Origin of the sequence: Chthonobacter albigriseus (genome assembly GCF_013839445.1) — a bacterium.
Classification (GTDB): Bacteria; Pseudomonadota; Alphaproteobacteria; order Rhizobiales; family Pleomorphomonadaceae; genus Chthonobacter; species Chthonobacter albigriseus.
Genome location: NZ_JACDIT010000001.1, coordinates 1,504,654 through 1,528,083 on the forward strand (window position 1 = coordinate 1,504,654; position 23,430 = coordinate 1,528,083).

Here is a 23,430-nt window from a genome sequence, read left to right on the forward strand (position 1 = left end):
GCTTCAACGGGTGAGTGGCATCGGCGTGCCGTGCGCGCCGGGAGGAAGGCCGAGCCAGTCCGCGATCGTCTCGCCGATGTCGGCGAACGTGGAACGTACGCCGGCGAAACCGGGTGCGACACCCGCCCCTGTCATCAGGACCGGAACCCGCTCGCGCGTGTGATCGGTGCCTCGCCACGTCGGATCGCAGCCATGGTCGGCGGTCAGCACCAGGAGGTCGCCGTCGCGCATGCGGCCGAGGATCTCGGGAAGCCGCCCGTCGAACCGCTCCAGCGCCGCCGCATAGCCTGCGACGTCCCGGCGATGCCCGTAGCTGCTGTCGAAGTCGACCAGGTTGACGAAGATCAGGTCTCCGGCTCCTGCCGCGTCCATCGCCTTCAGCGTCTCGTCCACCAGCGCGTCGTTGCCGGCGGCCTTGCGCACCTCGGAGACGTTCACGTGGGCGAAGATGTCGCCGATCTTGCCCACGCCGATCACCCGATGCCCGGCCGCCTCCACCCGCGTCAACAGTGTCGGCTCCGGCGGCGGAACCGCGTAGTCCCGCCGGTTCGCCGTTCGCGTGAAGGTCGAGGCCGTCTCTCCCGTGAAGGGCCGCGCGATGACACGGCCGATGCCGAGTGGATCGACAAGCTTCCTCGCGATCTCGCAGACCGCGTAGAGCCGCGCCAGCCCAAAATGCTCCTCGTGAGCCGCGATCTGCAGCACCGAATCCGCCGAGGTGTAGAGGATCGGCTTGCCCGAGCGGACATGCTCCTCCCCGAACTCGGCGATGATCTCCGTCCCGGATGCATGCTTCTCGCCGAGAATGCCGGGGACGCGGCTCTCCCGGACGAACGCCTCGACGAGATCGCGCGGGAACGCCGGGATCGTGTGCGGGAAGTAGCCCCACTCGAAAGGAACGGGCACGCCCGCGATCTCCCAGTGTCCGGACGGCGTGTCCTTGCCCTTCGAGACCTCGGCGGCGACGGCATAACGGCCGGTCACCCCGTCGGTGTCCAGCCCTGGCGGGCGGCGGCCCGTTGCGGCTTCGGCCGCAAGTCCGAGTCCCATCCGGTCCAGGTTGGGCAGCATCAACAGCCCGGCCCGCAGCCCCGGCACATCAGCCTTCCCGACGGCACAGGCTTCTGCGATATGGCCGAGCGTGTCCGCGCCCGCGTCGCCGAAGCGATCCGCGTCCGGCGCGCCGCCGATGCCGAAACTGTCGAGCACGACCAGGATGGCCCGGCGTGCGGGGGACGAAGTTCCGCTCATGTCACACGCTCGATGACGACCGGTCCGCGGTGTCCGGCTGCGCCGAGCTGGTAGGCGGCCTGCAGCGCCGCGGCTGCCCGTTCGGCATCCCCCTCGTTCGCGGCATGCACCATTCCGAGCGGCCGCTCCCCGTCCACCGTCTCGCCGAGACCGGCCAGCAGGGAGAAGCCGACCGACGGATCGATCGGATCCGCCGCCCTCGTGCGCCCGCCCCCGAGCCCGACCACCGCGACGCCGATCGCCCGCGTGTCGATTGCTGAAACGGTTCCGGCTGTTGCCGGGTGGACGGCGCGGACGACCGGCGCGGCCGCCAGATGCTTCTCCGGCTTCCCCACGAGGTCGATCGGACCGCCGAGGGCGGCCACCATGCGCTGGAACACTTCCGCAGCCCGCCCGCTGGAAAAGGCTTGGCGGATCGCCGACCGCGCGGCAGCAAGGTCGCTCCGGAGCTTGCCGAGCACAAGCATCTCGGCGCCGAGTTCGACGGTGACGTCCATCAGCCGCGGGTCGATCCGGGAGCCGGTCAGGAAATCGATCGCGAGGCGGATTTCGAGCGCGTTGCCGGCAGCCGTGCCCAGCGGTTCGTTCATGTCGGTGATCAGCCCGACCGTCGGCAGCCCGGCCCCGTTGGAAACGGATACCAGGCTCTCCGCAAGCCCCCGGCTGTCTTCAAGAGTCGCCATGAACGCGCCGGACCCCGTTTTCACGTCGAGCACCAGCCCGTGAAGCCCCGCCGCCAGCTTCTTGGAAAGGATCGACGCCGTGATTAGGTCGATGCTCTCCACCGTGCCCGTCACGTCCCGGATCGCATAGACGCGCTTGTCGGCCGGAGCGAGATCCGCCGTCTGGCCGATGATCGCGCAACCCACCTGGCGCACCACTTCCCGGAACAGCGCGTTGTCCGGCTGGCTGGTGTACCCCGGCACTGCGTCGAGCTTGTCCAGCGTGCCACCGGTATGGCCGAGCCCGCGTCCGGAGATCATCGGCACGTAGCCGCCGCAGGAGGCGACCGCAGGCGCCAGCATCAGCGAAACCGTGTCCCCGATCCCGCCGGTGGAATGTTTGTCCAGCGCAGGGCCCGGCAGATGCGACCAGTCGAGCACCGTACCGGAATCGCGCATCGCGAGCGTCAGCGCCACGCGTTCGTCGCGGGTCATCTTGGCGAAGAACACGGCCATGGCGAACGCCGCCACCTGGCCTTCGGTGACACTGCCCTTGGTGAGGCCGTCCACCATGAAGCGGATCTCGTCCGCCTCCAGCACCGCCCCGTCGCGTTTGCGCCGGATGATCTCCTGCGGCAGGAAGCTCATGGGCGTTATCCCCGTTTGTTGTCTTCGGCTCCGTGGCGTCAACCTCGCCCGTAGGCCGAGATCACGCGCGGCAGGATCCGCATCAGTTTCTCCGCACCGAGCGGCGCCATCTCCTTGACGTCCTCGTGGCTGAGTTCGACGTTGCTCATCCCCGCAGCGTAGTTGGTGATCGTCGAAACGGCCGCCACCTTCAGCCCGAAGAAGCGGGCGAGGATCACTTCCGGCACCGTCGACATGCCCACCGCGTTGGCCCCGAGGATCCGTGCGGCTCGGATCTCGGCGGGCGTTTCAAAAGACGGTCCGTTGAACCACATGTAGACCCCTTCGGCGAGGGGAACCTGCTCGGCCGCAGCCGCAGCACGGAAGTGGCCCATGAGACCCCTGTCGTAGGCCTGGCTCAATCCCACAAACCGCTTGTCCGTCGGTTCCCCGAACAGCGGATTGGTCCCGGCAAAATTGATGTGGTCGGTGATCAGCATCAGGTTGCCCGGCGGCGTCTCCCGCTCCAGCCCGCCGGCCGCATTGGTCAGGATCACCGCCGTGCAACCGAGTGCCGCCATGGTCTCGATCGGCGTCCGCATCACGGCCGCGTCGCCGTGCTCGTAATAGTGGCCCCGCCCGGCCATCACCATCACCCCAACCCCGGCGATCTCGCCCACGACGAGCTCGCCCCGGTGGCTGGAGACTGTAGCCCCTGGATATCCGGGCAGCGTGGAATAGGGAAAGCGTTCGGCCTTTTCCACGCGGTCCGCGAAATCGCCGAGCCCCGAGCCGAGCACGAGGCCGATAGATGGGCGCACAACAGTGCGGGCCCGGATCACGTCGGCGGCGGCGGTCATCGATCGGTCTCCAGGGAAAAGCCCGCGGGCAACAGGTCCTGCATCAGGAAAAGCGCGTTCCTTCCCTCCGGATCGCAGGCATAGACCGGAACGTCCGCGGCCGCGAACTCCGCCAGCCGCTGCCGGCATCCCCCGCAGGGCGTACAGAACTGGCCGCCCGGGGTCCGTTCGAAGTCGATCCGCGGTGCGACCACCACCGCCATCCGGATGGCGCGCCCGCCGCCCATGATCATGTGGCCGATCGCAGTCGTCTCCGCGCACCACCCTTCCGGGTAGGCGGCGTTCTCGATGTTGCATCCGGCGTGCACCACGCCGTTCTCGTCCAGCAGCGCCGCTCCGACATGGAACCGCGAATAGGGCGCGTGCGCCTTCTCGCGGGCGGCCGATGCGGCGGCGAACAGGGTCTCGAAGGTAGACATGGCGGCCGTCCTCACCGTTCCTTGGTATAGGCGACGCCGCCAGCCTTCGGCGGGTTGGCGACACCGATGAAGCCGGCCAGCAGCACGACCGTCAGGATGTAGGGCAGCGCCTGGAAGATCTGCACCGGCACCTCGCCGACGCCCGGCAGCGACTTGCCTTGGAGACGAATGGCGACACTGTCGAGATAGCCGAACAGCAGGCACGCGCCGAGCACCGGAACCGGCTTCCACTTGGCGAAAATCAGCGCCGCCAAGGCGATATAGCCCTTGCCGGCCGACATCTCCTTGATGAAGGCGGCCGACTGCGCGATCGACAGATAGGCCCCGGCAAAGCCGCAGAGGAAGCCCGCGCAGAGCACCGCGCGGTAGCGCAGGAACGTCACCGAGATGCCGGCCGTGTCCACCGCGGCCGGGTTTTCGCCCACCGCGCGCAGCCGCAGCCCGAACCGGGTCCGGTAGAGCACCCACCAGGAGATCGGTACAGCCAGGAACGCCAGGTAGGTGAGCGAATTCTGCCCCGAGATGATGAATCGGTAGATCCACCCGAGCACGGGGATCTGGTCCATCGCTTCCAGTCCGGGCCACTCCCATGGCTCGAACCTGGCCTCGTTGGCGAGCTGAGGCGTGCGCCCGCCCTGCCCGAACCACGCCTGGCCGAGGACGGCGGTCAGCCCCGACGCCATGAAGTTGATCGCCACGCCCGAGACGATCTGGTTGCCCCGGTTGGTAATCGAGGCGAACCCGTGCAACAGGCTGATCAGCATCGACGTAAGAATGCCAGCGCCAAGTCCGAGCCAGGGCGATCCGGATACGAAGGCCACGCAAGCCGCGGCGAACGCCGAGGCCAGCATCTTGCCCTCCAGCCCGATGTCGAAGATGCCGGACCGCTCGGAGAACAACCCGGCGAGCGCTGTGAAGATCAGCGGGATCGCCAGCCGCACGCCGCCGGGGATCGAGTCGCGAAGCAGGAGCAGGAAGTCCGTCAGCGTCATGGCAGAACTCCCTCAGGCCTTCGCAACGGCCGGTTCGCCGGACCGGGGCGTTCGTGAAAACAGCCGGGCCAGCGCCGGGCGGAACATGTATTCCAGCGCTCCGGCGAACAGGATCACGAGACCCTGGATCACCACGATCATGTCGCGCGAAATGGTCGGTATCCAGAACGACAGCTCGTTGCCGCCCTGGTAGAGCACCCCGAACAGGATCGCTGCGAGCACGATCCCGACCGGATGATTGCGCCCCATCAGCGCCACCGCGATCCCCACGAAGCCCGCTCCACCCACGAATTCGACCTGCAGGCGCGCCGAGGCACCCATCACCGGGTTCAGTGCCATCATGCCGGCAAGCCCCCCGGACAACAGCATCGCGATCACCACCATCCGGGTGTAGTTGATCCCGGCGTAGGTGGCGGCGGTCGGGTTGATGCCGGTCGTTCGGATCTCGTAGCCGATCCGCGTGCGCCAGATCAGCGCCCAGACCACAACGCACATGGCGAGCGCGATCAGGAACGAGACGTTGAACGGCGCGGCACCGATCTTCAGGCCGAACAGCGCAAGCAGCCAGCCGAGCTTGGGCAGCTGGCCGCCTTCGGCGAAGATCCGCGTTTCCGGCGCCATCGCCGTCGGCACGCGCAGAACGTTGACGAGCAGGTAGACCATCAGCGCGGCGGCGATGAAGTTGAACATGATCGTCGTGATCACGATGTGGCTGCCGCGGGTAGCCTGCAGATAGGCGGGCAGCAGGGCCCAGAGCGCCCCGAACAGAGCGGCTCCGACCACCGCGAAGGGAGCCGTCACATACCAGGGCATCACATCCCCCAGCGTGAGCGCCACAAGCGCCGCCCCGAGACCGCCGATATAGGCCTGCCCTTCCGATCCGATGTTGAACAGCCCGCAGTGGATGGCGACCGCGACGCTGAGCCCGGTGAAGATGAAGTTGGTCGCGTAGAAGAGCGTGAACCCGATTCCCTCGCCGGTTCCGACCGCCCCTTCCAGCAGCGTCCGCAAGGCTTCTGCCGGGCTCTCCCCGATGAACCACACCACGATGCCGGAGATCAGGAACGCGACGACGAGGTTGAGCAGCGGCATCACGCCGTAGTTGACGAAGGGTGGCAGCTGTCCGGGCTGGGCGCTCATGGAGACCTCAAGCTGCGATGCCGGCCATCATCAGGCCGAGGGTTTGCTCGCCGGTATCCGGCGTCTTCTCGCCGACCACGTGCCCGGCAAACATGACGAGGATTCGGTCGGACAGGGATCGGATCTCATCGAGCTCGACAGAGACCAGCAGGATGGCCTTGCCGGCGTCCCGCATCTCCACGATCCGGCGATGGATGAACTCGATGGCACCGATGTCCACGCCGCGCGTCGGCTGGCCGATGATCAGGACTTTGGGATCGCGCTCGATCTCGCGGGCGACCACGATCTTCTGCTGGTTGCCGCCGGAGAAGTTGGCCGTCTTCAGCCGGCAATTCGGCGGACGGATGTCGTATTTCTCGATCTTGGCCTTCGCATCCTCCTGGATGGCGTCGAGGTCGAGGAACGGCCCGGAGAGATACTTGTCGTCCTTGTGGTAGCCGAGGATCGAGTTCTCGTACTCCTCGAACTTCAGCACCAGCCCCATGTGGTGCCGGTCCTCCGGGATATGCGCGAGCCCAAGGTCGCGCAGAAGCCCGGGATCCGTGCGCGTGGAGACCTCCTGGCCGTTGATGGTGATCGTCCCTGACACCGGCTTGCGGATGCCGGCGATCGCCTCCAGCAGCTCCGATTGCCCGTTGCCGGCCACCCCCGCGATCCCGACGATCTCTCCGGCGCGCACGTCGAAGGACACGTTGTCGACCATGGTGACGCCGCGGCTGTCCTTAACCGTCAGGTTCTTGACCGACAGCGCCACCGCGCCGGGATGGGCGGCGCCCTTCTGCACATGCAGGAGCACTCGCCGCCCCACCATCAGTTCCGCCAGTTCCTCGACCGTCGTTTCCGCGGTCTTGCGGGTCGCGACCATCTCGCCGCGTCGCATCACCGAGACCGTGTCCGTGATTGCCATGATCTCGCGCAGCTTGTGGGTGATCAGGATGATCGTCTTTCCCTGGTCGCGAAGCACCCGCAGCACCTTGAACAGGTGGTCGGCTTCCGCCGGGGTCAGCACGCCTGTCGGCTCGTCCAGGATCAGGATCTCGGCGCCGCGTACCATCGCCTTGAGGATCTCCACCCGCTGCTGCAGACCCACCGGCAGTTCCTCGATCACCGCGTCAGGATCGACCTCCAGTTGGTAGTCCTCGGAAAGCTGCTTCAGTGCGCTGCGAACCCGCGAGACGCCCTTGGCGAGCAGCAACCCACCCTCGGCGCCGAGCACCACGTTCTCCAGCACCGTGAAGTTCTCCACCAGCATGAAATGCTGATGGACCATGCCGATGCCGACGCCGATGGCCGCCTGACTGTCCTTGATGGTGACCGTCTTGCCGTCCACTCGGATCTCCCCCGCGTCCGCATGGTAGAAGCCGTAGAGGATCGACATCAGGGTTGATTTGCCGGCGCCGTTCTCCCCGATGATCCCGTGGATCGAACCCTTGGCGACCGTCAGGTTGATGTTCCTGTTGGCATGCACCGCGCCGAAGCGCTTGTCGATGCCGATGAGTTCGATGGCGGGTGTCGACTGGGACAACGGTTGGCTCCGATCGAACGCGGGCACTGGGATGCGTTGAAAGCTATGCGGCAGCCGGCTCCAGGACGACCTGCATGGGTCAGGTCCAGCCCTAAGCCTGCCCCCCGGTCGCGGACATGATCGGCGGCCACGGAGCGGATCGTAGGCACGGCAATTTCCGGCGACGCCTTAAAGGGAGTTCGGCATCACCGATGCCGGTCCGCCTTCTCGCGCCACACGGGGATGGTTCACTTCGCCCCGGGAGACCGGGTCCGTTCGCCGGATGGTATGAGGGCGTGTCGCGGGATGCCACGCGCCACGCCCTTGACCGGCTCTTCTCAGCTCACTTCGGGCAGCTGTTGTCCGACATGTAGTCGTGCACCTTGACGGTGCCGGCGATGATGTCGGCCTTGGCCTTCTCCACGGCCGCCTGCATGTCGGCGGTGATCAGGCTCTTGTTGTTGTCGTCGAGCGCCCAGCCCACACCGTCCTCGGCCACGCCGAGCGCCTGGATACCGCCCGCGAACTTGTCGTTCTTGACGTCCATCATCGCGTTGTAGATCGCCAGATCCACGCGCTTGATCATGGAGGTCAGAACCTTGCCCGGGTGCAGGTGGTTCTGGTTGCTGTCGACGCCGATCGAGAGCTTGCCGTTGTCGGTCGCCGTCTGCAGCACGCCGAGGCCGGTAGCGCCCGCAGCCGCGTAGATCACGTCGGCGCCCTGGTCGATCTGGCTCTTGGCCAGTTCACCGCCGCGGACGGGATCGTTCCAGGCCGCGCCGGTCGTCCCGGTCATGTTCTGGAACACCTGGATGTCGCTTTTGGCGGCAGCGGCCCCTTGCGCGTAGCCGCAGGCGAACTTGCGGATCAGCGGAATGTCCATGCCGCCGACGAAGCCGACCTTGCCGGTCTGGGAGGCCATGCCGGCCAGCAACCCGACGAGGTAGGAGCCCTCGTGCTCCTTGAACACCACCGACTGGACGTTCGGCTTCTCCACGACGGAATCGATCAGGTAGAACTTGGTGTCCGGGAACTCGGCCGCGACCTTCTCGATCGCGGAAGTCCACGCGAACGAGACGCCGATCACCGGGTTGAAGCCGCGGCTGGCGAAATTACGAAGCGCCTGCTCGCCCTGGGTGTCGCCGGTCGGCTCGAAATCGCGATACTCGATCCCGGTCTCGGCCTTGAACTTTTCGGCGCCGTTGTACGCGGCCTCGTTGAAAGACTTGTCGAACTTGCCGCCCGTTCCGTAGACGACAGCCGGCTTGACGTCCGCGGCGACCGCAGGCGCCGCAAGGACCGAAACGGCCACGGCTGCAACCAGCAATTTCTTCAGCATGAGAAGCTCCGCCCCTGTGGAAGGTTGATCGCGACGGTTCGAGGTTCTCTCGTGGTGGGCCCGATGCCGTCCCGTGGGCCTTACCTAAGCACGGATTTTTTTTGCGCGCACCGGATTTTTCTTGGTTTTTTACCATGTGGGAAAATCGCACCGGCTTGGAATGCAAACACCCGTTCAGAGCGCTGTTTCCCGCTCCCTCCAGGCCCGATCGGGTATTCACCCCTTTGTCGGCGCCGAAAAAAGAGCTATGCAGGCGCAGGGGGACCGGTTTCATGCGGCAGTCGAAATAAATGGCTCCAGTCGCCCCGGGGCGGGAGGGATTGAGAGGATGGCACGCAGGCCGGCGCTCGCGCTCATTGCGCACGATGCGATGAAGGACGAGATGGTGGATTTCGTACGCGCTCACGTCGCGCGCTTCCTCCACTGCGACCTCTACGCCACCGGGACCACCGGAGGCCGGATCCAGGAAGCCCTCCCCGAACTCTCCGTCCACCGTTTCAAGAGCGGCCCGCTGGGCGGGGATCAGCAGATCGGCGCAATGATTGCGGAGAACCGCCTGGACGGCCTCGTCTTCTTTATTGATCCGCTCTCCCCGTTGCCTCATGACGTTGATGTAAAGGCGCTCACCCGCCTTGCGGTCGTCTACGACATTCCCATGGCTCTCAACCGGCGGACGGCCGAGTATCTTATCAAGGCGGGCTTGTGCGATGGGTCGCCCGTCGCCGGGTCGGCTCCATGACGCCCGAGATTGCGAACACGAGAACGCTTCGATGCCCCGGCCGCACGTAGACCTTCAGGCGCTTCCCTTCCCCGTCCTCTTCGCCGACATCGGCGGGACCAACGCGCGCTTCGCCATCCTGTCGGACGCCCATGCCGAGCTCCGCCACTTCCCCACGGTGGAGACCCGGCTCTTCGCGACCGTAGAAGACGCCCTGGAGCAGTCCGTCATCGCCCGGACGGCCGTCCGCCCGAGGGCGCTGATCTTCGCCGTCGCCGGCCCGATCCAGGAGGAGCGGACACCCCTCACCAACTGTCCGTGGGTGGTGGAGCCGCGCGCGCTTATCGAGCGGTTCGACCTCGACCACGTGATCCTCTTCAACGACTTCGAGGCGCTCGCCCTCGCTCTTCCCTCGCTGGAGCCGAAGGACCTGATCGCCGTCGGCGGGGCCTTGCCTCCCGACGAGGGCACGAAGGTGGTAATCGGCCCGGGCACCGGTCTCGGCGCTGCCGGGCTCGTGCATGCCTCCCACACCTGGGTGCCGGTCCCCGGCGAAGGCGGCCACATCGATCTTGCCCCTGTCAGCGCCCGGGACCAGGCCATCTGGCCGGCCATCGAGCGCCACGGCGACCGCGTGTCCGGCGAGACGATCGTCTGCGGCTCCGGCATGCTCAGGCTTTATCGCGCGATCGCCATCACCGACGGTGTCGAGCCCACCTATGCCTCCCCCGCCGAGATCACGGCCGCGGCCGAAGCCGGCGATCCCCGGGCCGTGGAGACGCTCGACCTCTTCGCCGTCCACCTCGGTCGTGTTGCCGGCAGCCTGGCGCTTACGTTCCTGGCTCATGGCGGCGTCTACCTCGCCGGCGGGATCGCGCCCCGGATCGCCCACGTCCTCCACAACGGCGGTTTCCGTCGTGCCTTTGAGGACAAGTGGCCGCACGAGGTGCTGATGAAGTCGATGGCCACCGCCATCGTCGTGCACGAGCGGCCGGCCCTCGCCGGGCTCGTCAGCTTCGCGCGCACGCCGACCCGGTTTGGAGTTCAACTCGACGGCCGTCACTGGATCCGCTGAGCGCCCGCCGTCAGCGCAGGCTCCGCATCCGCGCCCGCACCGTCTCCAGATAAGCCCCGCGCGCGGCAGCGCTCACGGTGTCCATCTTGTAGAGGGCGAGATAGCTCGTCCGACAAAGCGGGTGGCAGATCGACCGCACGCCGCGCAGCAGCGTCCGCCGCCCGGGCTCTCCGACGAACTTGGACAGCAGCCACGACGCTCCGCAGGTCGTGACCACCGCCATGCGGCGGATGTTCCGCAGCTTGCCTCGGATCCCCTGCGCTTCGGTGGGCATCGTGAAGGCGACGTGCGGCACCAGGACCCGATCGATCCACCCCTTCAGCATCGCCGGCAGACCATACCACCAGGTCGGGTAGACGAAGACGATCCCCTCCGCCCAGAGCACCCGGTCCACATGCTCCGACACCGTTTCGACGTTGACGCCACGATCGTGGTAGCGGCGCCGTTCCTCCGCATTCATCTGCGGCCGGAAGTCTTCCGCATAGAGGTCGATCAGCCTGATCTCGTGCCCGCCTTCCTGAAGACCCGAGATCACGGATGACTTCACCGCGCTGACGTAGCTTTCCTCGCAAGGATGGCAATAGACGACGAGTACCTTCAAGATAGATGCGCTCCGCCGGGATGCTGCTTCAGAGGGTTTTCATGACCCGCTCCACCTTGGCGAGGAAGGCCGCGCGGGATTGGTCGGTCGATCGGTTCATGTCGTAGTGGGCGAGATAGGTCACCGGGGCCATGCCGGCCGTCACGCGCAGCACCCGCGTCACCAGCCGGCGGGGCGGATCGCCCGCCAGCATCGCTCGCCACCGGGTTCCGCCGTAGCTCGTCACCGCCACGATCCGACGGACATGCGTCAGCGCCGGAACCACCTTGCCGTCTTCCATGCGGAAGGACACGCCCGGCAGGAACACACGGTCGAAGAAGCCCTTCAGGATGGCCGGAAACCCGAAGTTCCACACCGGATGGACCAGCACGAGCGCCTCGGCCGCCATCACCCTGTCGACGTAGTTCTGGACCGGACCACGGTTGGCGGGAATGTCGTGGTAGGCCAGTCGCTCGGCCTCGCTGAGCACGGGGTCGAAACCTTCGGCATAGAGATCGCAGTCGTCCACCGCATGCCCGGCCACTCGCAGCGCATCCACCACCGTCCGGTGGAGCGCCCCGTTGAAGCTCGACGCGACCGGGTGGGCATGGATGACGAGAACTCTCATGCCGCCCCGTGCCTCGGCATCGCGCGCATAGCCCCGCCGATGACCGTCATCCCTGCGTCCCCGCCTGCTCCAGGCCCTTGAACAGGAATACCTTGTCCGACTTGTAATCGTAGCTCGGATCCTCCCAGGCGATCATCTTGCCGGGGTTGAGGAGACCCTTCGGATCGGCTTCGCGCTTGAACGAGAGCTGGGTCTCATCGGTCTGCTTCATGCCGCCCTCCTCCAGCGTGTAGCGGTGAGGGTTGAAGATCGGGCAGCCGTTTTCTTCGTGGAGGCGCATGATCTCTTCCAGCCGCTCGTCCGTGGTGTAGCGCACCACCGGCAGCCCGAAGCAGGTGATCTTGCCATCGAAGCGCACGAACTCCAGGTGCCCAGGCACCTCGTCACCGAACAGCCGCGTCACCGCGGCGAGCCGCTCCAGTTGGTGCGGGAAGGGATAGAGCACCTGGAGATAGGTGATGCCTGGATCGACCCGGAGCCCGCGCAGCGTGGTGTGGTTCCAGGCAAGTTCGTAGACCGGCGGCAGACCTTTGCGCTCTTCCGCGGAAGCCGTGTCTGAGCGGTAGAGGACGCTTCCCTTCCGCCAACGCCCGGTGAAGGCCATCAGCGCGTCGACGGCGAAGGGTGCGACCATGATCGCGACCACCGACTGGTCCTTGCGTATGAACTTCTGGTGCCGCAGGAAATAGTCGTGCGGCAGCGGCGACGCGATCACCGCCAGGTTCTTCAGGAGGATCCCGTCCTCGTTGCCGAGCGCGTCCGCAAAGGCGGCTCCGTCCAGGAAATCATCAAAGCCGACGAGCACGTCCACCCAGTCGTAGGCGGGCGCCAGCGGCACCTCCACCTCGGTGATGATTCCGTTGGTCCCGTAGGCGTGGCTCACCTTGGCGATGTCCTCGCCGGTGAGGTCGAGGATCCGCGGCTCCGCCTCGCAGGTGACGACCCGGACGCGGATCACATTGCCGAGGTCGCGCAACCCGCCCCAGCGGATCGATCCGACTCCGCCCGAACCGCCCGCGATGAAGCCTCCGATGGTCGCCGTGCGGTAGGTGGACGGATGCAGCCGGAGTTCCTGGCCCGAATGCGTTTTGGTCTCCCCGTCGATCTTCTCCAGGATGGCGCCGGCTTCCGCGACGACCACACCGGGTCTGATCGACTTCACCTTGTCGAGCTCCAGGAGCGACAGCACGATTCCACCGGACAGCGGCATCGCCTGCCCGTAATTTCCCGTGCCGGCGCCGCGCGTGGTGATCGGCACCCCGTGGGCGAAGGCCGCCTTGACCACCCGCACCACCTCCGCCTCGCTTTTCGGCATCACGATCAGGTCCGCCGTGACGTGGTCGAGCTGACGCTTCAGGATCGGCGAGTACCAGTAGAAGTCCCGGCTCTTCTGCCGCACGATCGCCGGGTTGTCCTCGATGGAGAGCCCTTCGAGGTCACGCTTCAAGGCTTCGATGGCGGTCGTCATGCTTCGGCTCCGAAGAGGTCGTCGAGTTCGCGGTAGTCGGGCGGCTCGGCCTTGCTGGCCGCGCCGTCCCGGAGGATCACCCGATCGGACTGCGGACGCGAGAACAGCTCGGTCCAGGTCCGGCCACGAAACAGGGCGAGATCGGCCGGGAGGCCGGGCGCGATCCGGCCGCGCGCGGGCAGCCCGATGATGTCGGCCGCAAAGCGCGTCATCACGCCCGGCCAGTCCCCGATGGGGTGATCGAAATGGAGGATTCGCACCGCCTCCCGCAGCACCTCCAGGCCGTCGAGGTCGCCGTAGGCGTAGAACGGGTCGCGCGTGTTGTCGGACGCGACCGCCACCGGGATCCCGCGTGCCTTCATCTCGTGGATCAGCGTCACCCCGCGCCAGCGCGGCGTCCGCCGCGGTCCCTCCGTGGCTTCGTCGTCCAGTGCCAGGTGACGATCCTGCAGGAACATGTTGCACATCGGCAGGCTGACGATCGCGATGCCCGCCCTGGCTACGAGATCGAGCGTCCAGTCGATCGCCTCAGGACCCTGCCGGGCGAGTGAGCAGCAGTGGCCGGCGATCGCCCGCCCTTCGAAGCCGAGTTCGATGATGGCTTCCGCCAGAAAACGGAGGGACGTCGAGTTCGGATCCTCGGTCTCGTCGAGGTGCAGATCGATGTCGAGCCCATGCCGCTGCGCCGCCCGCACCACGTTGAACACCGCCTCCCGGGCGGTCGGGAAGGTGCCGATCGCACCGCCCAGGCTGCCGCCGGCCGCCTTGACCGTCCGGGCGAGCACGTCGAGCGTGGCGGGCTCCATCATCGTGTCCGGCCCGACCAGGGAAACGGCCTGCAGGTCGATGCGCCCGGCCCAGGCATCCCGTGTCTCGCGGAACACCGGCCAGGAGATTTCGTGCTGCGGCGGGATGCTGTCGAGGTGCGTGCGGATCGCTCGGGTGCCGTGCGCGTAGGCGGTGCGAAGGGAGAAATCCATTCGTCGCCGGACGTCCTCCGCCGTCCATGCCGCCTCGCGATCGGCCTTCACCGAGAGCAGGGCGCTCATGAAGCGTCCGTCGGGATTTCGCCGCCGCGGCCAGATGTGCCCCTTGTCCAGGTGTGTGTGCATGTCGACGAACAGCGGCAGCACCATGCCGCGGTCGAGTTCCAGCCGGTCGGCCCCTTCGTCTGCGCCCCCGGCCGAGGTGACGCTCGCAACCCGCCCGGCTTCGACCAGGATATCCACCCGCGCCAGACCGTCGACGTCTCCCGAGAGCGGCGCGCCGTCGACCAGCGCCACCGGAACGGTGGCGTTAGCGATCAGATAGCGCTGGTGCGAACCTGCGATGCGCTCAAGCAGGCCCGATACATCGGCCATGTCCTCAATTCTCCCGGTTGAGCGCGCTCTCGTGCCACCGGCGCAGCGCCAGGTAGGAGACGAGGCTCGCCAGCCAATAGATCACCACGCCCGTTGCCGACAGCATGATCAGGCCGGCGAACAGTCGCGATATGTTGAGCCGGTACTGGCTCTCCAGGATTCGAAAGGCGAGCCCCGAGCCTGCCCCTGCGGATCCGGCTGCGAACTCCGCCACCACCGCCGCGATCAGGGCCAGTCCTCCGCCGATGCGAAGGCCGGCGAAGAAATAGGGCTGCGCGGCCGGAATCTTGAGCAGAAACAGCGTCTGCCAGCGGCTGGCGCCATAGAGCTCGAACAGGTTGAGGAGGTTGTGGTCGACCGACTTCAGCCCCGCCACCGTGTTGGACAGGATCGGAAAAAACGTGACGATGAAGGCGCAGAGCAGCACCGCCGACTGGGTGCTCGGCGCATAGATGATGATCAGCGGCGCGATCGCGACGATCGGCGTCACCTGCAGGATCACCGCGTAGGGAAACAGCGCCAGCTCGAAGATTTTCGATTGCGTCATCAGGATCGCCAGCAGCGACCCGCCGACCACGGCCAGGAACAAGGCCGTAAAGGTGATGCGGACGGTCACGACGAGGGCGCTGGACAGGGTGCCCCAGTCCTTGACCAGGGTGCTCGCCACCAGCCCAGGTCCGGGCAGGATGTAGGGCTTCACGTCGTAGGCCCGCACGTACCAGTCCCACAGCAGCAGCACGGCGACCAGGATCACGAGGGGCACCGCCACCCGCAGGATGAGTTCCCGGCGCCGCGCGCGGTCATAGGGCGGGTCCGACGGCGTGCCTCCGGTGTCGGGCGTCGATGATGGCGTGCTCAAAGGTGGTCTCCCGCACCCATCGCGGAGTGCAGCGCCTCCGAAACCGTCCGGCAGGTCGCGTTGTAGGTGTCCGACGTCCGGAAATCCTCGTCGCGGACCGTCGGCCCGTCCACCGTCACCGTCCGCACCACCCGCCCCGGCCGGGCAGCCATGACCACGATCCGGCTGGACAGGTAGACGCTCTCGTAGACCGAGTGGGTCACGAACACCACCGTCCACCCGAGCTGCGCCTTCAGCCGCAGGATGTCGTTGTTGAGCTTGAATCGCGTGATCTCGTCCAGCGCCGCGAACGGCTCGTCCATCAGGAGCAGCTGCGGCCGGGTGACCAGCGCGCGCGCGATCGACACCCGCATCTTCATGCCGCCGGAGAGTTCGCGCGGGTAGGCCTTCGCGAAGCTCGCGAGCCCGACCAGATCGAGCGCCTCCATCACGCTGGCGCGGACCGAGGCCTTCGACTGCCCTTTCAGTCGAAGCGGCAGCCAGACGTTGTGGAACACGTCCGCCCAGGGCATGAGCGTCGGCTCCTGGAACACGAAGCCGATCGACCGTTCCGGACTGCCTGTCGCATCATGCATCGTCCGCGGCCACTCGATCGACCCGGAGGACGGCTGACCCAGCCCTGCGATGATCCTGAGCGCCGTGGACTTGCCGCACCCGGATGGGCCGAGCAGGCTCAGGAACTCGCCCTCGTGCACGTCGAGATCCAGGCCGGAGAGCGCCAGGGTCCCGTTTGAGAAGGTCTTGTTCACGCCCGCAAGGCGCACCACCGTCGGCGACGTCGGGAGGGTGTCCGCCGTGGCCGTGTTCGCACTGGACGACATCGATGATTACCTCGGCGGCCCTGGCCGCCCTTCCGTTACGCATGGACACGGGGCCCGGCCGTCCAGGCCGCGCCCCGCTGGTCTCGCCAGATCGTCAGCCGCCCAGCGCCTTCTTTACGTCCAGTCCGACGCCCTTGCAGACGAACTTCAGCGTGTAGGCCTTCGAGACATCCACGCCGGCCTCCACCACCTTGGACGCCACCATCTTGTCGAAGAACGACTTGTGCTGCTCGTCCGTCATGCAGCCGATACCCTTCTCCAGCGCCGCGCCGGACTCCACGATGCCGTATTCCTTCATCTTGGCGATCGAGAAGGCGATCTGCTCGTCGGTCATCTCCGGATTGTCGGTCTTGATCAGGTCGTTGGCAGCCTTGTTGTCGCCGTAGAGATAGGTGTACCAGCCGATCGCGGTCGCATCGACGAAGCGCTGCACGAGATCGGGGTTCTCGTCGACGAGCTTCTGCTGCGCTTCGATCGTGGTCGAATAGGTGTCGAAGCCCTCGTCGGCCAGCAGGAAGATCTTCGGCTTCCAGCCCGCCTGCCGCTCGACTTCGAACGGCTCCGAGGTGAGGTAGCCCTGCTGCGCCGACTGCGGATCCGCGATGAACGGCGCCGGGTTGAAGGTATAGGGCTTGTACTGCTCGTCCTTGAACCCGGGATAGGCCGACTTCATCCACTGGAACCCGCTGATGAACAGGTCCTTGCCGAGGAAGATCGTCGGCAGCTTGGCGAGATCCGCGAAGGTTTCGATACCCTGGTCGGGATGCGCCATCAGGATCTGCGGATCCTTCTGGAAGATCGCGGCCACAGTAACAGTCGGGATGCGCTGCTTCACCGCATCGAAGGACTCCAGCATGTTGCCGCCCATGTAGAACTCGATCTGGCCGGCCACCAGCAGCGAGCGGTTGGCGGCCTGCGGGCCACCCTGGCGGATCGTCACCTTGAGGCCGAACTTTTCGTAGGTGCCGTCCGCGACGGCCTGGTAGTAGCCGCCGTGCTCCGCCTGGGCGAGCCAGTTGGTGCCGAACGAGACTTCATCAAGGGCGATGGCCGGCTGCACGCCGATGGCGGCAAACGCGGCTGCGGCAAGAATGGGAACGGTCTTGGTCATGAGCCCCTCTGCGAACGTGCCCGCGATTGCGAAAGCGGTGCTGTGGTTTAGGTCCGGCAGCCGGTGGCAAGACGCATGCCACCTGACATACGTCGGTGCCGACGTATCGAACCCGACGCCCTCTCTACGGACCGGGATGCTAGTCTGGATCGCATGCCGCTAAAAGCGGCAATCGCATGCCGCGACACGACTTTTCCTGACATCTTCTTGAGCTTGTGCCCAATGGCGAGGCTGCCCTAGGGTGGGCCGATCTGACCCTCTTCGCCAACAGCCGGAAAGCATGGCCGAAAGCCTTAACCCGACCGGAATCAGGCCTCCCTTCGGCCGCTACAGCCACGGCCTGCGCGTGCCGCCGGGAGCCGAGATCGTCGTGACCTCGGGGCAGCTCGGCATCCATCCGAACGACACAATCCCCGACGGGGTCGAGGCGCAGGCGGAGATCTGCTTCCGCTCGATCGGCGCCATCCTGGCTGAAGCCGGCATGACCTTCGCCGACGTCATCCGCCTCAACGCCTTCGTCACCCGGCGCGAGGATTTTCAAGCCTACATGGCCGTACGCGACCGCTATGTCGGCGCCCCGCTTCCGGCCTCCACGCTCGTCATCGTCGGCGGCTTCACCCGCCCCGAATTCCTGGTCGAGGTCGAAGCCACGGCCGCTCGCATTCCTGCCTGACCGTCGACCCGTCTCCTCCCAGCGAGAAAGCCACCATGCGTCTCTGGATCAAGGACCCTCTCGCCATCCTCGCCGACGGAGCCGGCGGCGGCATCGTCGTCGAGGACGGCCGGATCGTCGAATGCCTCGCCTCCGGAACCGCCCCCACGTCGCCGGTCGACTCCGTCTTCGATGCCTCCCGGCACGTGGTCATCCCGGGTCTGGTGAACACCCATCACCACATGTTCCAGACACTGACGCGCGCTCACCCCAAGGCGATCAACAAGGAGCTGTTTCCCTGGCTGGAAGCGCTGTTTCCGATCTGGGCCAGGAACGTCAATCCGGACAACCTGAGGCTCGCCACCCGTCTCAGCCTGACCGAGCTCCTGATGTCCGGCTGCACCACGGTGTCGGACCACCAGTACCTGTTCCCGCCCGGCCTCGACGATGCCATGGACATTCAGGCCGAGGAGGCCACGGCTCTCGGCATGCGGATGACCTTGACCCGCGGCTCCCTGAACATGACCGTGGAGGACGGCGGCAACGCCATCGCGGGCGCCGTGCAGGACAAGGACACCATCCTTGCCGACTGCGAGCGCGTCCTCGGCCGCTACCACGACGCGTCCGAAGGCTCGATGCTGCAGGTGGCGCTCGCGCCCTGCGCGCCCTTCAACGTCACCAAGGCGCTGATGGTGGAGACCGCCGCCCTCGCCGAACGCTTCGACTGCGCCCTCCACACCCACCTCGCCGAGACGCGCGACGAGGTGGCCTACTGCCGCGAGCGCTTCAACTGCACCACCGTCGACTACATCGAGGACTGCGGCTGGCTCACCGACCGCACCTGGCTCGCCCACGGCATCCACTTCAACGACGAGGAGGTCGGTCGCCTCGGCCGTCACGGCGTCGGGGTCTGTCACTGCCCGACCTCCAACATGGTCCTCGCCTCCGGTCAGTGCCGGACCAAGGAACTGGAAGCGGCCGGGGGCAAGGTCGGCCTCGGCGTGGACGGCTCGGCCTCCAACGATAATTCCAACCTCATCGAGGGTGTCCGGCACGCGTTGATGATCAACCGTCTGACCTACGACGCCGCCTCCGTCACCCACTTCGACGTCTTCCGCTGGGCAACCGAAGGCTCGGCCAAGTGTCTGCGTCGCTCCGACATCGGCACCATTGCGGTCGGCAAGCAGGCGGACCTGGCCCTCTACACCCTCGACGAACTCCGCTTCTCCGGCGCCGGTGACCCGCTGGCCGCGCTGGTTCTCTGCGGCGCCCACCGGGCCGACCGCGTCATGGTGAAGGGCGACTGGAAGGTCGTCGACGGCATGCCGACAGGTGTCGACGTCGCCCGACTGCGCTATGAACATGGGCAGGCCGCGCGGCGATTCCTGGAGCCGCTCTGATCCGCGGCTCGACCGAGAAGGACACCATGCCTGCCCTGCCCCGCCGCTACTGGCACGAGATGACGACCGTCGATTTTCGCGACGCCGACACGTCCTCCTGGATTGCCGTCCTGCCCGTCGCTGCGATCGAGCAACACGGCCCTCACCTGCCCGTGTTCACCGATACCTGCGTGGCCGAGGGCCAGGTCCGCCGGGTCATCGAACTGGCCCCGGCCGACCTGCCGTTCACCGTTCTGCCGGTCCAGGCGGTCGCCAAGTCCAACGAGCACATTTCGGCACCGGGCACCCTCACGCTGGATTGGGAGACCGTCACGAAGGTCTGGCTGGAGATCGGCGACTCCATTGCCCGGGCCGGCGTGCGCAAGCTGGTGATCGTCACCTCCCACGGCGGCAACGTGCCGATCATGGACATCGTCGCGCGCGAACTCCGCATTCGATACGGGATGCTCGTCGTCGCCACGTCCTGGGCCCGTTTCGGCCAGCCGGAGGGCGTCTTCCCGGCCGAGGAGTTCGTCTACGGCATCCACGGCGGCGACGTTGAAACCTCGCTGATGCTCCACCTGAGGCCTGACCTCGTGCGAATGGATCACGCAGAGGATTTTCGTTCTACCCAGCACACCATGATCGAGACGATGAAGCATCTGCGGGTCCATGGAGCGATCCAGTACGGCTGGAAAGCGGGAGACCTGAACCCGCATGGGGTGGTCGGAAATGCTGCAGCCGCAACTGCGGAGAAAGGGCGCCAATCCCTGGATCATGCCGCACAGGGATTTGTCGATCTTCTCCACGACGTCGAACGCTTCCGGATGAGTTCCTTGTCCGACTGAGCCATAAATTATACGATCAATGAAACTCGTGACGGCTAGTAAATTTACCGAGTGATCAAAGATCGTACGAGTTCGGCTCACACATTTCGAAAACTTAATGCTTTTCCAATCCCTGTTGGAAGAACAAGCCCCGCCAATCGTTAGTCCAAGAGCTATGGGAACATAGGAAGAACATAAGAATGGGCGTAGGGATCACGGAAACGTGAGAAGAATGGCTTGACCTTCCAGCTGCTGGAAGCGCCATCACCGTTCCGCGTTCAGAGGTCCGTGGATCGGCCCGAAGGAAAAACACCATGAACTCTCTCCCCCTCCAGCAGCAACGGCCCCACGTGTTCGACGTGCGTGGAATGACCTGCGCCGCCTGCGCAGCGCGGATCGAAACGGTGCTTGCAAAGACGCCTGGCGTTGCAGGAGCAACCGTGAACCTGGCCCTGGAGCGAGCCGACGTGTTGTTGGATCCCGGAACGGATGACAGCGTCGTTGTCGAGGCCGTGGACCGGGCGGGATATGAGGCGACGCCCCGGGCCTCCGACCCGGCGGAACGCCGCCGGCAGCGCGAGGCGGAAGAGGTTGCGCGACGGGCGGCCTACCGAAGCACGCTCGCGATCTTTACGGTATCCGCCCTGCTGACCGCCCCCTTTCTTGGCCAGATGGTGGCGATGGCAACCGGTGGCGGTCACTGGATGTCGCCCTGGTTGGAGTTCGCCCTCGCCTCCGTGGTCCAGGCAGTCGCCGGCGCGCGCTTCTACAGGGGCGCGACCAAGGCGCTCCGCGGCGGTTCTGCCAACATGGACGTGCTCGTCGCCCTCGGCACCACGGCGGCTTGGGCCTTCTCGGCCTGGATGGTGATCGCCCGCGGACACCACGCGGCCGGTCACCTCTATTTCGAGGCTTCCGCCACGGTCTTGACCCTGGTCCTCCTCGGCAAGCTGCTGGAGGAACGCGCCAAGGCCGGCACCACGGCCGCCGTACGCGCCCTGATGGCGCTGCGCCCCGACAAGGCGACGCGCCTTCGCGACGGCGTCGAGGAGACCGTTGCGATCGAGGCTGTCGCAGCGGGCGATCTCGTTCTCGTTCGGCCGGGCGAGCGCATTCCGGTCGACGGCCGCGTGGAGACCGGCGAAGGCCATGCCGACGAAAGCCTGGTTACTGGCGAAAGCGTTCCGGTGGTCAAGCATCCCGGCGACGCCGTGATCGCCGGCTCGATCAACGGCGAGGGAGCGCTGGTGCTGCGCGTATCGGCCACCGGCGAGGATACCGCCCTTGCCCGCATAACGCGGCTGGTGGAAAGCGCCCAGAGCGGCAAGGCGCCGATCCAGATGCTCGTGGACCGCATCAGCGCGATCTTCGTCCCCGTCGTCCTCGGCATCGCCGTCGTCGTTCTCGTCGGCTGGCTGATTGCCGGCGCCGGCCTTGAAACCGCACTCGTGGCGGCGGTGTCGGTGCTGGTGATCGCCTGTCCCTGCGCGCTCGGGCTGGCGACACCGACCGCCCTCGTCGCCGGCACAGGCGCGGCGGCCAGGGCCGGCATCCTAATCAAGGACATCGATACGCTGGAGCGCGCCGTCGCGGTCGACGCGGTGATCTTCGACAAGACCGGCACGTTGACAGCAGGCCGCCCCGCACTCGTCTCCATCGCTGCGGCATCCGGGCAGACCGAGGAAACCGTTCTGGCCGCCGCCGCCGCCGTCCAGCACTTCAGCGAGCACCCTCTCGCCAAGGCCGTGACGGAGGCCGCCGCAGCGCGCGCGATCGACATGCCGCGCGCAACTGGGTTCCGCTCCCTTACCGCCCGCGGTGTTCTGGCCACTGTCGAAGGGCGACGCGTCGCCGTCGGCAACGCGGCCCTGCTCTCCGAACTCGGCATCGAGCCCGGTCCTTTGGCCGGTGCGCATCGACAGTTCGAGGCCGCAGCCCGGACCGCCGTCTTCGTCGCGCAGGGAGATCACGTGATCGGGGTTCTCGGCCTTGCCGATCCCGTGCGTCCGGAAGCCCGGCAAGCCGTGGCCGATCTCCGCGAACGCGGCATCGAGAGCCGGATGCTGACCGGCGACAATGCCGGGGTCGCCGCAGCGGTCGCTTCCGAGTTGTCGCTGTCCGGCTGGCGCGGCCCCGTCCGCCCCGAGGACAAGGCGTCCGAGGTGCAGGCGCTGCAGAAGGCGGGCAAGGTCGTCGCCATGGTCGGAGACGGCATCAATGACGCACCGGCGCTGGCTGCGGCGGATGTGGGCATTGCGATGGGAACCGGCACGGACGTCGCGATGGAGACCGCCTCCGTGACTCTGATGCGGCCGGATCCACGCCTCGTCGCGGCGGCGCTCGACATCGCGCGGGCCACCCGCGCCAAGATCCGCCAGAACCTCTTCTGGGCCTTCGCCTACAACGTGATCGGCATCCCGCTCGCCGCCTTCGGGCTGCTCACGCCGGCGCTGGCCGGTGCGGCCATGGCGCTCTCGTCGGTGTCGGTCGTCACAAACGCCGGGCTCCTCACCCGTTGGAAACCGCAACTCCGGACGCTTGATTAGCCGTTGAGCATCACAATCGCAGCGTTGAGCGCCGTGGCGAAGCTGACCCACGCCAGATACGGGAGCAAGGCGTAGGCAAAGCCGCCGATCACCGGACGCGCGGCGAGGATCGTCCAGACGATCGCCGCCCAGAGCAGGACGATCACGACAAGCGCCGCCGTCGGCGCATGGAGGCCGAAGAACACCAGCGACCACGAGACGTTCAGCATCAACTGAACGATGAAGGCGAGCAGCGCCCGCGACCGGGCGGCCTGCGAGTCAGGCGTGGGAGCCCGCGTGCGCCAGATCTGCCAGAGCACGACGCCCATGATCGCATAGAGCACCGTCCAGACCGGCCCGAACACCCAGTCGGGCGGACTGAACGAGGGCTTGGCCAACGTCCGGTACCAGCCGTCGATCTCCGGCGTCGTCACCGCCCCGCCGATCCCCGCGGCAGCGAAACAGAGTGCCAGGCAGAGAACGAGCGCGAGCGGCGCAAACGGCCGCGGCCGCATCGCCGGCGGTTCGCTCGGGAGGCTGCCCCGCGGAGAGGACTGGGTTGCGGACATGCGCAAGGTTCCTTTTCTGATCCCTTTCCAAGTCAACGCTGAAGCTCGCTGAAAGCTCCCTCG

Annotated in this window: 22 protein-coding genes; 6 read left to right on the plus strand and 16 right to left on the minus strand. The window is 66.6% G+C overall.

Going from position 1 to position 23,430, the window contains the following annotated elements; translation table 11 throughout:
* Nucleotides 1–3: 3 nt before the first annotated feature.
* The 8 genes from HZ321_RS06830 to HZ321_RS06865 all read right to left on the minus strand — a co-directional run bounded on the left by HZ321_RS06830 (nt 4) and on the right by HZ321_RS06865 (nt 8,794).
* Nucleotides 4–1,251: a phosphopentomutase gene (locus tag HZ321_RS06830; RefSeq protein ID WP_181701430.1), complete on the minus strand. Its 1,248-nt coding sequence runs from the start codon at nt 1,249–1,251 to the stop codon at nt 4–6.
* A complete protein-coding gene (gene deoA, locus HZ321_RS06835) occupies nt 1,248–2,561 on the minus strand; it encodes a thymidine phosphorylase (protein WP_181701431.1) in 1,314 nt (437 codons plus the stop codon). Before deoA ends, HZ321_RS06830 begins: the two co-directional genes overlap by 4 nt.
* Before the next feature lie 38 nt (nt 2,562–2,599).
* Nucleotides 2,600–3,400, minus strand: a complete 801-nt coding sequence (locus HZ321_RS06840; protein ID WP_181701432.1) for a purine-nucleoside phosphorylase — start codon at nt 3,398–3,400, stop codon at nt 2,600–2,602.
* Nucleotides 3,397–3,819 (minus strand): cytidine deaminase, encoded by a 423-nt coding sequence (cdd, locus tag HZ321_RS06845; RefSeq protein WP_181701433.1) that lies wholly within the window; start codon nt 3,817–3,819, stop codon nt 3,397–3,399. The genes HZ321_RS06840 and cdd overlap by 4 nt, the downstream gene beginning before the upstream one ends.
* Before the next feature lie 11 nt (nt 3,820–3,830).
* Nucleotides 3,831–4,811, minus strand: a complete 981-nt coding sequence (locus HZ321_RS06850; RefSeq protein ID WP_181701434.1) for an ABC transporter permease — start codon at nt 4,809–4,811, stop codon at nt 3,831–3,833.
* Between the two features lie 12 nt (nt 4,812–4,823).
* Nucleotides 4,824–5,951 carry an ABC transporter permease gene (locus tag HZ321_RS06855; protein ID WP_181701435.1) on the minus strand — a complete coding sequence of 376 codons (1,128 nt, stop codon included), beginning with the start codon at nt 5,949–5,951 and terminating at the stop codon, nt 4,824–4,826.
* A gap of 7 nt (nt 5,952–5,958) precedes the next feature.
* Nucleotides 5,959–7,476, minus strand: a complete 1,518-nt coding sequence (locus tag HZ321_RS06860) for an ABC transporter ATP-binding protein (protein ID WP_181701436.1) — start codon at nt 7,474–7,476, stop codon at nt 5,959–5,961.
* A gap of 322 nt (nt 7,477–7,798) precedes the next feature.
* Entirely contained in the window at nt 7,799–8,794 is a 996-nt protein-coding gene (locus tag HZ321_RS06865) for a BMP family lipoprotein (RefSeq protein ID WP_425305376.1), read from the minus strand.
* 328 nt (nt 8,795–9,122) lie between these two features.
* On the opposite strand from HZ321_RS06865, the gene HZ321_RS06870 reads away from it, so the two are divergent.
* Together HZ321_RS06870 and HZ321_RS06875 are read left to right on the plus strand one after the other, a co-directional pair.
* Nucleotides 9,123–9,533, plus strand: a complete 411-nt coding sequence (locus tag HZ321_RS06870) for a methylglyoxal synthase (protein ID WP_181701437.1) — start codon at nt 9,123–9,125, stop codon at nt 9,531–9,533.
* 31 nt (nt 9,534–9,564) lie between these two features.
* Complete coding sequence (locus tag HZ321_RS06875; protein ID WP_181701438.1) at nt 9,565–10,587, plus strand: ROK family protein; 1,023 nt, start codon at nt 9,565–9,567, stop codon at nt 10,585–10,587.
* Between the two features lie 10 nt (nt 10,588–10,597).
* Here the strand turns inward: HZ321_RS06875 and HZ321_RS06880 are convergent, their stop codons facing one another.
* From HZ321_RS06880 to HZ321_RS06910, 7 genes are all read right to left on the minus strand, one after another.
* Nucleotides 10,598–11,188 carry an NAD(P)H-dependent oxidoreductase gene (locus HZ321_RS06880; RefSeq protein ID WP_181701439.1) on the minus strand — a complete coding sequence of 197 codons (591 nt, stop codon included), beginning with the start codon at nt 11,186–11,188 and terminating at the stop codon, nt 10,598–10,600.
* Between the two features lie 28 nt (nt 11,189–11,216).
* Nucleotides 11,217–11,795: an NAD(P)H-dependent oxidoreductase gene (locus HZ321_RS06885; protein ID WP_181701440.1), complete on the minus strand. Its 579-nt coding sequence runs from the start codon at nt 11,793–11,795 to the stop codon at nt 11,217–11,219.
* Nucleotides 11,796–11,841: 46 nt separating this feature from the next.
* Nucleotides 11,842–13,263, minus strand: coding sequence for an FAD-binding oxidoreductase (locus HZ321_RS06890; protein WP_181701441.1), 1,422 nt, complete (start codon nt 13,261–13,263; stop codon nt 11,842–11,844).
* Nucleotides 13,260–14,624, minus strand: a complete 1,365-nt coding sequence (locus HZ321_RS06895) for a cytosine deaminase (protein ID WP_181701442.1) — start codon at nt 14,622–14,624, stop codon at nt 13,260–13,262. Before HZ321_RS06895 ends, HZ321_RS06890 begins: the two co-directional genes overlap by 4 nt.
* A gap of 4 nt (nt 14,625–14,628) precedes the next feature.
* Nucleotides 14,629–15,483, minus strand: a complete 855-nt coding sequence (locus HZ321_RS06900; protein WP_181701443.1) for an ABC transporter permease — start codon at nt 15,481–15,483, stop codon at nt 14,629–14,631.
* Nucleotides 15,480–16,304, minus strand: a complete 825-nt coding sequence (locus HZ321_RS06905; protein WP_181701444.1) for an ABC transporter ATP-binding protein — start codon at nt 16,302–16,304, stop codon at nt 15,480–15,482. The genes HZ321_RS06900 and HZ321_RS06905 overlap by 4 nt, the downstream gene beginning before the upstream one ends.
* 94 nt (nt 16,305–16,398) lie before the next feature.
* A complete protein-coding gene (locus HZ321_RS06910) occupies nt 16,399–17,415 on the minus strand; it encodes an ABC transporter substrate-binding protein (RefSeq protein ID WP_181701445.1) in 1,017 nt (338 codons plus the stop codon).
* A gap of 280 nt (nt 17,416–17,695) precedes the next feature.
* On the opposite strand from HZ321_RS06910, the gene HZ321_RS06915 reads away from it, so the two are divergent.
* The 4 genes from HZ321_RS06915 (at nt 17,696) to HZ321_RS06930 (ending at nt 22,819) form a co-directional block, all read left to right on the plus strand.
* Nucleotides 17,696–18,088 carry a RidA family protein gene (locus tag HZ321_RS06915; RefSeq protein WP_181701446.1) on the plus strand — a complete coding sequence of 131 codons (393 nt, stop codon included), beginning with the start codon at nt 17,696–17,698 and terminating at the stop codon, nt 18,086–18,088.
* Between the two features lie 35 nt (nt 18,089–18,123).
* Nucleotides 18,124–19,467, plus strand: coding sequence for an 8-oxoguanine deaminase (locus HZ321_RS06920; protein ID WP_181701447.1), 1,344 nt, complete (start codon nt 18,124–18,126; stop codon nt 19,465–19,467).
* Between the two features lie 26 nt (nt 19,468–19,493).
* Entirely contained in the window at nt 19,494–20,294 is an 801-nt protein-coding gene (locus HZ321_RS06925) for a creatininase family protein (protein WP_181701448.1), read from the plus strand.
* 293 nt (nt 20,295–20,587) lie between these two features.
* The gene (locus HZ321_RS06930; protein WP_181701449.1) at nt 20,588–22,819 is read left to right on the plus strand and encodes a heavy metal translocating P-type ATPase; all 2,232 of its coding nucleotides are present in this window, start codon (nt 20,588–20,590) and stop codon (nt 22,817–22,819) included.
* Here HZ321_RS06930 and HZ321_RS06935 read toward each other — a convergent pair.
* Nucleotides 22,816–23,367 carry a TspO/MBR family protein gene (locus HZ321_RS06935; RefSeq protein WP_181701450.1) on the minus strand — a complete coding sequence of 184 codons (552 nt, stop codon included), beginning with the start codon at nt 23,365–23,367 and terminating at the stop codon, nt 22,816–22,818. The two genes, HZ321_RS06930 and HZ321_RS06935, sit on opposite strands and share 4 nt — an antisense overlap.
* Nucleotides 23,368–23,430: the final 63 nt, after the last annotated feature.

Bases quoted from the DNA above. Each gene is read 5' to 3' on its own strand.
- HZ321_RS06830 (WP_181701430.1), bottom strand. From the start codon at position 1,251: ATGAGCGGAACTTCGTCCCCCGCACGCCGGGCCATCCTGGTCGTGCTC.
- deoA (WP_181701431.1), bottom strand. From the start codon at position 2,561: ATGAGCTTCCTGCCGCAGGAGATCATCCGGCGCAAACGCGACGGGGCG.
- HZ321_RS06840 (WP_181701432.1), bottom strand. From the start codon at position 3,400: ATGACCGCCGCCGCCGACGTGATCCGGGCCCGCACTGTTGTGCGCCCA.
- cdd (WP_181701433.1), bottom strand. From the start codon at position 3,819: ATGTCTACCTTCGAGACCCTGTTCGCCGCCGCATCGGCCGCCCGCGAG.
- HZ321_RS06850 (WP_181701434.1), bottom strand. From the start codon at position 4,811: ATGACGCTGACGGACTTCCTGCTCCTGCTTCGCGACTCGATCCCCGGC.
- HZ321_RS06855 (WP_181701435.1), bottom strand. From the start codon at position 5,951: ATGAGCGCCCAGCCCGGACAGCTGCCACCCTTCGTCAACTACGGCGTG.
- HZ321_RS06865 (WP_425305376.1), bottom strand. From the start codon at position 8,794: ATGCTGAAGAAATTGCTGGTTGCAGCCGTGGCCGTTTCGGTCCTTGCG.
- HZ321_RS06870 (WP_181701437.1), top strand. From the start codon at position 9,123: ATGGCACGCAGGCCGGCGCTCGCGCTCATTGCGCACGATGCGATGAAG.
- HZ321_RS06875 (WP_181701438.1), top strand. From the start codon at position 9,565: ATGCCCCGGCCGCACGTAGACCTTCAGGCGCTTCCCTTCCCCGTCCTC.
- HZ321_RS06885 (WP_181701440.1), bottom strand. From the start codon at position 11,795: ATGAGAGTTCTCGTCATCCATGCCCACCCGGTCGCGTCGAGCTTCAAC.
- HZ321_RS06890 (WP_181701441.1), bottom strand. From the start codon at position 13,263: ATGACGACCGCCATCGAAGCCTTGAAGCGTGACCTCGAAGGGCTCTCC.
- HZ321_RS06895 (WP_181701442.1), bottom strand. From the start codon at position 14,624: ATGGCCGATGTATCGGGCCTGCTTGAGCGCATCGCAGGTTCGCACCAG.
- HZ321_RS06905 (WP_181701444.1), bottom strand. From the start codon at position 16,304: ATGTCGTCCAGTGCGAACACGGCCACGGCGGACACCCTCCCGACGTCG.
- HZ321_RS06910 (WP_181701445.1), bottom strand. From the start codon at position 17,415: ATGACCAAGACCGTTCCCATTCTTGCCGCAGCCGCGTTTGCCGCCATC.
- HZ321_RS06915 (WP_181701446.1), top strand. From the start codon at position 17,696: ATGGCCGAAAGCCTTAACCCGACCGGAATCAGGCCTCCCTTCGGCCGC.
- HZ321_RS06920 (WP_181701447.1), top strand. From the start codon at position 18,124: ATGCGTCTCTGGATCAAGGACCCTCTCGCCATCCTCGCCGACGGAGCC.
- HZ321_RS06925 (WP_181701448.1), top strand. From the start codon at position 19,494: ATGCCTGCCCTGCCCCGCCGCTACTGGCACGAGATGACGACCGTCGAT.
- HZ321_RS06930 (WP_181701449.1), top strand. From the start codon at position 20,588: ATGAACTCTCTCCCCCTCCAGCAGCAACGGCCCCACGTGTTCGACGTG.
- HZ321_RS06935 (WP_181701450.1), bottom strand. From the start codon at position 23,367: ATGTCCGCAACCCAGTCCTCTCCGCGGGGCAGCCTCCCGAGCGAACCG.